Here is a 7513-nt window from a genome sequence, read left to right on the forward strand (position 1 = left end):
CCGCACCCGCGCCGAGCGGCGCCGCGCCCGGCTGCGGCACGAGGCGGCCGTCGCCACCGCCGTCGGAGCCGGCGCCCGGCAGCTCCTCGCGCACGTCGAGGTCTCCCTCGCCCGCGCCGAGGAGGAGCGCACCGCCGCCGAGCGGGCGCGCGCCGAGCGCGAGCAGGACCTCGGCCGGCAGCGCCGGCTCTCCCGCGAGCTGGCCGACGAGCTGGACAAGCTGACCGACTCCGTCCACCGCGGCGAGGTGCTCGGCGCGGAGAAGCGGCTGCGCATCGAGCAGTTGGAGGGCCGGGCGCTGGAGGAGCTGGGCGTCGAGCCCGCCGACCTGGTGGCCGAGTACGGGCCGGACCAGCCCGTACCGCCGTCGCTGCCCGCGGAGGGCGAGGAACTGCCCGAGGCAGAGTCCGACAGCGGCTCCGCCGCGGGGTCGCACCCGCGAGACGGCTCGCGGCCGTACGTGCGCGCCGAGCAGGAGAAGCGGCTGAAGGCCGCGGAGCGCGCGTACACCAAGCTTGGCAAGGTCAACCCGCTGGCGCTGGAGGAGTTCGCGGCGCTGGAGGAGCGGCACAAGTTCCTCACCGAGCAGCTCGACGACCTCAAGCGCACCCGGGCCGACCTGCTGCAGGTGGTCAAGGAGGTCGACGAGCGCGTCGAGCAGGTCTTCACCGACGCCTTCCACGACACCGCCCGCGAGTTCGAGGGCGTCTTCTCCCGCCTCTTCCCCGGCGGCGAGGGCCGCCTCGTCCTCACCGACCCGGACGACATGCTCAACACCGGCGTGGAGGTGGAGGCGCGCCCGCCGGGCAAGAAGGTCAAGCGGCTGTCGCTGCTCTCCGGCGGCGAGCGGTCGCTGACGGCGGTGGCGATGCTGGTGGCGATCTTCATGGCCCGGCCGAGCCCCTTCTACGTGATGGACGAGGTCGAGGCGGCGCTGGACGACACCAACCTGCAGCGCCTGGTGCGGCTCATGCAGGAGCTGCAGCGCACCTCGCAGCTCATCGTGATCACGCACCAGAAGCGCACGATGGAGGTCGCCGACGTCCTCTACGGCGTCTCGATGCAGGGCGACGGCGTCTCCAAGGTGATCAGCCAGCGGCTCAGCTGACCGCCGGCGGGCGGCCCCCGCGGAGCCGGAAGCGGGCGGGGTGCTTCGCGGACCGCGCGGGCGGGCGATACTGGTGTGCGTTATGGACATCATCCTCATCGTCATCGCCATTGCCGTCGTCGCCGTGCTCGCCGCGGGCGGCCTGGTCGTCGGCTCCCGCCGCCGGAAGCAGCCGCCCGCGCCGCCGCCGTCGCCCGGCCCACGGCCCCCCGCCGAGCCGCAGGTCGGCGACGAGGCGGGGGAGCCGAGCGACGAGAAGCGCAGGACCATCGAAGAGGTGGGCCTGCCCGGCGAGGGCACAGCCGCCGCCGGCACCGCCGTCGCCGAGCCGCCGGCACCCGAGGCGCCGCCCGAGCCGGAGGTCCCCGCCCCGGCGGCGGGTCGGCTCGTACGGCTGCGCGCCCGGCTGGCCCGCTCGCAGAACTCCCTGGGCAAGGGGCTGCTCGGCCTCCTCTCCCGCGAACACCTCGACGAGGACACCTGGGAGGAGATCGAGGACACGCTGCTGACCGCCGACGTCGGCGTGCAGCCGACGCAGGAGCTGGTCGAGCGGCTGCGCGAGCGCGTCAAGGTGCTGGGTACGCGCACGCCCGAGGAGCTGCGGGCGCTGCTGCGCGAGGAGCTGCTGACGCTCGTCGGCACGGAGGCGGACCGGACGGTGCACACCGACGAGTCCGTCGGCCCCGAGGGCGCCGAGGTGCCGGGCATCGTGCTGGTCGTCGGCGTGAACGGCACCGGCAAGACCACCACCACCGGCAAGCTCGCCCGGGTGCTGGTCGCCGACGGCAAGTCCGTGGTGCTCGGCGCCGCCGACACCTTCCGGGCCGCCGCCGCGGACCAGCTGCAGACGTGGGGCGAGCGGGTCGGCGCCCGTACCGTGCGCGGGCCGGAGGGCGGAGACCCGGCGTCCGTCGCGTACGACGCGGTGAAGGAGGCCATCGACGAGGGCGCCGACGCGGCGCTCATCGACACCGCCGGGCGGCTGCACACCAAGACCGGGCTCATGGACGAGCTGGGCAAGGTCAAGCGGGTGGTGGAGAAGCACGGGCCGGTCGGCGAGGTGCTGCTGGTGCTGGACGCCACCACCGGGCAGAACGGGCTGGTGCAGGCGCGGGTCTTCGCGGAGGTCGTGGACATCACCGGGCTGGTGCTGACCAAGCTGGACGGGACCGCCAAGGGCGGCATCGTGATCGCGGTGCAGCGGGAGCTGGGCGTGCCGGTCAAGCTCGTGGGCCTGGGGGAGGGCGCGGACGACCTGGCGCCGTTCGAGCCCGAGGCGTTCGTGGACGCGCTGGTCGGCGACTGAGCCGGGCGGGCGGTGGCCGCCGGGCCGCGCCCGGGCGGCGCGCCGCCGGCGTCAGCCCGAGCGCAGCCAGCAGCTCTGCGCGTACGCCAGGGTGCCCAGCAGCAGCCGTGCCGGCGGCGGGCCGCCGGCCGTGTCCAGCGTCGGCGGGCGCAGCCAGCGCACCGGGCCGAGGCCGCGCAGGTCGCAGGGCGGGGCCAGCAGGTGGTCGCCGGGGCCGAGGCCGCGCAGGTCGAGCCGGGCGCCGTCCCAGCCCATGCGGTACAGCAGCCGGGGCAGCTCGGCGGCGGCGCCGGGGGCGACGAAGAAGTGCGCCCGCCCGTCGGGGGCGACGCTGACGGGGCCGAGCGGCAGCCCCATGCGCTCCAGCCGCGGCAGTGCCCGCCGCCCGGCGGCGGCGCTGACCTCCAGGGCGTCGAACGCCCGGCCCACCGGCAGCAGCACCGCGGCCCCGGGCGGGTCCGCCCAGGCGTCGGCCACCTCGTCCAGCGGGGTGCCGGCGGGGACGGGACGGGCGTCGGGCAGCGGGTGCTCGCCGGGGGCGGGGCAGGCGCCGCCCGCGGCGCAGGAGCAGACGCGCCCGCCGCCGGGGGCGCGCACCAGGGGGGCGCCGGGCAGCACGTCCCAGCCCCACAGGCCGGTGTACTCCGCCACGGCCGTCGCCGCGTGCCCGGCGGACGTACGGGTGCCGCGCCGGCCGGATCCGATGTCGCGTCGCCCGCGGATACCGCCGATCGTGAAACCCATGCCCCCTCCAACTGCTCGCCGGTGCGGTTGGTTACTGCACCTGTCTCACCCACAGCAGTTTGCTGGTAACACTGTGCTGTCAGGGAGGTGCATCCGGGGTGTGATGGCGCGCCGGAGGGTAGCGTGACCCGTGGCGCGCGCCCCGCCGGACACCACCCCGCCGGTTGCGATGTCGTCCCTCGTCAAGTCAACCGCGTGTCCCTGGCGCGGTGTTCACTCGTAGGGGTGGCGAATGGTGGCGATTCCCGAACCCCGCTCGCGAAACGGTGATCGTAGGATTACTTTCGGTGTCGGCGACGGCGGCATGCGACAGATGGATATGCCAACGGCAGGAATTCCCACCGGGCTTCGGGGGCTCCGGTTCCGGGGATAATCCGGAGGCACCACGACGGCCGAGGCGGGATGGGGGCGTTGGAGTTGGACGGCACGGGCGGCAGCCGGACCGGCGCCACCGGCGCGGGCAAGAGCCCCAATGAGGAGCTGACCTCCTGGTTCATGCGCAGCGGCTGGTCCAAGGGCGAGCTGGCCCGGCAGGTCAACCGCCGCGCCCGCCGGCTCGGCGCGCACCACATCAGCACCGACACCTCCCGCGTCCGCCGCTGGCTCGACGGCGAGCAGCCGCGCGAGCCGATCCCGCGGATCCTCTCCGAACTGTTCTCCGAGCGCTTCGGCTGCGTCGTGGGCGTCGACCAGCTCGGCCTGCACGCCGCCCGCCCCCGCCCCGCGGTCTCCGGCATCGACCTGCCCTGGAACGCCCGGGAGACCGTCGAGCAGATCAGCGAGTTCTCGCGCAGCGACCTCATGCTCGCCCGCCGCGGCTTCCTCGGTACCTCCCTGAACGTCGCCGCCGGACCCGTCCTGGTCGAGCCCATGCAGCGCTGGCTGGCCCAGCCCCCCGCGGCCCCCGCTGGCCCCCCGGCCCTCCCCGGACCGGCCGCCTCCGCCGCCGCGCCCGGTGCCGGGCCCGCCGGTCCCGGGCGCCCCGTCGCGCTCTCCGACCCCGAGCTGGACCTGCTGGAGACCACCACCGCCATGTTCCGCCAGTGGGACGCCCAGTGCGGCGGCGGCCTGCGCCGCAAGGCCGTCATCGGCCACCTGCACGAGATCACCGACCTGCTGCAGGAGCCGCACCCGCCCGCCGTCACCGGCCGGCTGTTCCGCATCACCGCCGAACTCTCCCAGCTCGGCGGCTGGATGAGCTACGACGTGGGCCTCCAGCCCACCGCCCAGAAGTACTTCGTCCTCGCCCTGCACGCCGCCAAGGAGGCCGGCGACCGGCCGCTCGGCGCGTACGTCCTGTCCAGCATGGCCCGCCAGATGATCCACCTCGGCCGCGCCGACGACGCCCTGGAACTGGTCCACCTCGCGCAGTACGGCAGCCGCGACAGCGCCACCGCCCGCACCCAGTCGATGCTGTATGCGATGGAGGCCCGCGCGTACGCCAACCTCGGCCGGCCCGACCGCTGCCACCGCGCCGTCCGCATGGCCGAGGACTGCTTCACCGAGATCGACCCCGGCCACCCCGAGCCCGACTGGCTCCGCTTCTTCTCCGAGGCCGAACTGCACAGCGAGAACGCCCACTCCTACCGCGACCTCGCGTACGTCGCCGGCCGCAGCCCCACCTACGCCGCCCTCGCCCGGCCCGTCATGGCGCGCGCCGTCGAACTGTTCGCCGCCGACGCCGAACGCCGCCGCTCGTACGCGCTCAACCTCGTCGGCCTAGCCACCGTCCACCTGCTGGAGGAGCAGCCCGAGCGGTGCGCGCTGTGCGCCGGCAAGGCCCTGACCGTGGCCCGGCAGGTGCGCTCCGAGCGGGTCAACACCCGGCTGCGCAGAACCGTCGACACCGCCGTGCGCCGCTACGGCGGCGTGGGCGAGGTCGCCGACCTCGCCGACCGGCTCGCCCGCGAGCTGCCGGAGACCCTGGAAGCCGCCGGCTGAGAACCCGCCCGCGGCTTCCAGGACACCCGGCCCGTCCCCCGGACGGGCCGCCCCCCGTGGTGCGGCTGAGAATAACCGCGCCGCCCCGCGCCCACGGGGAGTTCATCGCCCCGTAACACCTCCGCGGCCTTCGTCACACTCCCGAAACACCGGGGGGCGGTGGCGGAAACCCCGCTGCGCCAGCCTCTTGCGCATTCCCGGCCCCAACCTTTCAGCCCGCACGGGCCGCACGCAGAGGAGAAGCGACGTTGAATGGCGCTGATACCGCATTCGTCCTGATCAGCGCGGCGCTGGTCATGTTGATGACGCCCGGTCTTGCCTTCTTCTACGGGGGCATGGTGCGGGTCAAGAGCACCCTGAACATGCTGATGATGAGCTTCGTCTCGCTGGGCATCGTCAGCATCCTGTGGGTGCTGTACGGCTACAGCCTCACCTTCGGCGACGACATCGGCGGAGGCATCCTCGGCAACCTCGACCACGTCGGGATGGCGGAGATCACCCCGGACACGCTGACGGGCGGCGACGAGGGCATCCCGGTGCTGGCGTTCGCGGCCTTTCAACTGATGTTCGCCATCATCACCCCCGCGCTCATCAGCGGCGCCCTCGCGGACCGGGTGAAGTTCACCGCCTGGGCCCTGTTCATCGCCCTGTGGGTCACGGTCGTCTACTTCCCCGTCGCCCACTGGGTCTGGGGCCCCGAGGGCTTCATCGGCCTGAACGGCGACATCAAGGCCATCGACTTCGCGGGCGGCACCGCCGTGCACATCAACGCCGGCGTCGCGGCCCTCGCGGCCGTCCTCGTCGTCGGCAAGCGCGTCGGCTTCAAGAAGGACCCGATGCGCCCGCACAACCTGCCCTTCGTGCTGCTGGGCGCCGCGCTGCTGTGGTTCGGCTGGTTCGGCTTCAACGCCGGCTCCGAGCTGGCCGCCGACGGCGTCGCCGCGACGATGCTCTTCAACACCCAGGTCGCCACCGGCGCCGCGGTCGTCGGCTGGCTGATCTACGAGAAGCTGCGGCACGGCTCCGTCACCATGCTCGGCGCGGCGTCCGGCGCCATCGCCGGCCTGGTGGCGATCACCCCCTCCGGCGCGTCCGTGAACGCCGTGGGCGCGGTGGCCATCGGGATCATCGCGGGTGTCGTCTGCGCCTGGGCCGTGGGCCTGAAGTACAAGCTGGGCTACGACGACTCGCTCGACGTCGTCGGCGTCCACCTGGTCGGCGGGATCGTCGGCACCCTCGCGATCGGCTTCTTCGCCATCGACGACATCGGTCTGTTCTACGGCGGCGGGCTGGAGCAGCTCGGCCGGCAGGCGGCCGGCGCGGGCGTGGTGCTCGTCTACACGTTCGTCGTCACCTGGCTGCTTGCCAAGGGCATCGACCGGCTGATGGGCTTCCGGGTCAGCGAGGACGAGGAGCTGGCGGGCGTCGACCAGTCGCAGCACGCGGAGAGCGCGTACGACTACAGCGGCGTCGGCTCCGCGGCGGCCGGCGCGCCGGCGACGGCGGCCGTGGGCGGTCAGCCGACGGGTACGGACAGGGCGGCCGCGGCCGCGGAGAAGAGGGTGGACGCGTGAAGCTCATCACGGCAGTGATCAAGCCGCACCGGCTGGACGAGGTGAAGGAGGCCCTGCAGGCCTTCGGGGTGCAGGGGCTGACGGTCACGGAGGCCAGCGGCTACGGCAGGCAGCGCGGCCACACCGAGGTGTACCGGGGCGCGGAGTACACCGTCGACCTCGTGCCGAAGGTGCGTATCGAGGTGCTGGTCGCGGACGACGACGCCGAACAGCTGGTCGAGGTCGTGATGAAGGCCGCGCGCACCGGCAAGATCGGCGACGGCAAGGTGTGGAGCGTACCGGTCGACACGGCGGTACGGGTACGAACGGGCGAGCGCGGCCCCGACGCGCTCTGACCGCGCGGTCGGCGGCCTCCGCCCACGGCCGGCCCGCGACGGGGCGGGCCGGCCGCGGGCGGACCAACTGGCGGGAGTACGTGGGTGACGGACACCGGACGACAGCAGCCGGGCGGACAGCAGGGGGAGCGCGCGCCCGCGGGCGGGGGTCCGGCGGAGGCCGGAACCCTGACGGGCGACCGGGGGCCCGCGCGGGGGGCGCCGGCCGGCGGACGGCCCGGTGCGTCCGGTGCGTCCGGTGCGTCCGGTGCGTCCGGGGTGCTGTCCAGGGCCCCGGCCGCGCGGTCGCGTAGCGCGCGGCGCAGCGCCTCGGCGCCGGCGCGGAAGCGCCCGTACGAGTCGAGGCCGGTGTCCGTGCCGGGTACGAGGACGGCGATCCGCCGGGCGTGCGCCAGGTCGCCGAACACCTCGGCGCTGCGCCCGCCGTCGCGGCCGTCGAACGACAGGAAGTGCCGCCCCGGCGCCGCCATGGCGCGCAGCTCCGCCCACGCCTCGGAGTACACCG

6 protein-coding genes and 1 pseudogene are annotated in these 7513 nt (G+C 74.4%); 5 read left to right on the plus strand and 2 right to left on the minus strand.

The genetic code is table 11. The features are described from left to right. Together ABD317_RS31005 and ftsY are read left to right on the plus strand one after the other, a co-directional pair. A partial coding sequence (locus ABD317_RS31005) for an AAA family ATPase (RefSeq protein WP_344294226.1) occupies positions 1-1108 on the plus strand: 1108 nt, incomplete at its 5' end. 82 nt (positions 1109-1190) lie between these two features. Then, complete coding sequence (gene ftsY / locus ABD317_RS31010) at positions 1191-2414, plus strand: signal recognition particle-docking protein FtsY (RefSeq protein WP_344294228.1); 1224 nt, start codon at positions 1191-1193, stop codon at positions 2412-2414. A gap of 51 nt (positions 2415-2465) precedes the next feature. Here the strand turns inward: ftsY and ABD317_RS31015 are convergent, their stop codons facing one another. After that, the gene (locus tag ABD317_RS31015; protein ID WP_344294230.1) at positions 2466-3158 is read right to left on the minus strand and encodes a bifunctional DNA primase/polymerase; all 693 of its coding nucleotides are present in this window, start codon (positions 3156-3158) and stop codon (positions 2466-2468) included. A 402-nt stretch (positions 3159-3560) separates the two neighbouring features. On the opposite strand from ABD317_RS31015, the gene nsdA reads away from it, so the two are divergent. From nsdA to ABD317_RS31030, 3 genes are all read left to right on the plus strand, one after another. Beyond that, the gene (gene nsdA / locus ABD317_RS31020; RefSeq protein WP_344294232.1) at positions 3561-5099 is read left to right on the plus strand and encodes a transcriptional repressor NsdA; all 1539 of its coding nucleotides are present in this window, start codon (positions 3561-3563) and stop codon (positions 5097-5099) included. Positions 5100-5347: 248 nt separating this feature from the next. Next, positions 5348-6673 (plus strand): ammonium transporter, encoded by a 1326-nt coding sequence (locus tag ABD317_RS31025; protein ID WP_027754969.1) that lies wholly within the window; start codon positions 5348-5350, stop codon positions 6671-6673. Then, a complete protein-coding gene (locus tag ABD317_RS31030) occupies positions 6670-7008 on the plus strand; it encodes a P-II family nitrogen regulator (protein ID WP_027754968.1) in 339 nt (112 codons plus the stop codon). The genes ABD317_RS31025 and ABD317_RS31030 overlap by 4 nt, the downstream gene beginning before the upstream one ends. A 275-nt stretch (positions 7009-7283) precedes the next feature. Here the strand turns inward: ABD317_RS31030 and ABD317_RS31035 are convergent. Further along, positions 7284-7513, minus strand: a pseudogene (locus ABD317_RS31035) (alpha/beta hydrolase); the annotation flags it as partial.

Source organism: Streptomyces synnematoformans (assembly GCF_039531005.1).
In the GTDB taxonomy this organism is placed as follows: domain Bacteria; phylum Actinomycetota; class Actinomycetes; order Streptomycetales; family Streptomycetaceae; genus Streptomyces; species Streptomyces synnematoformans.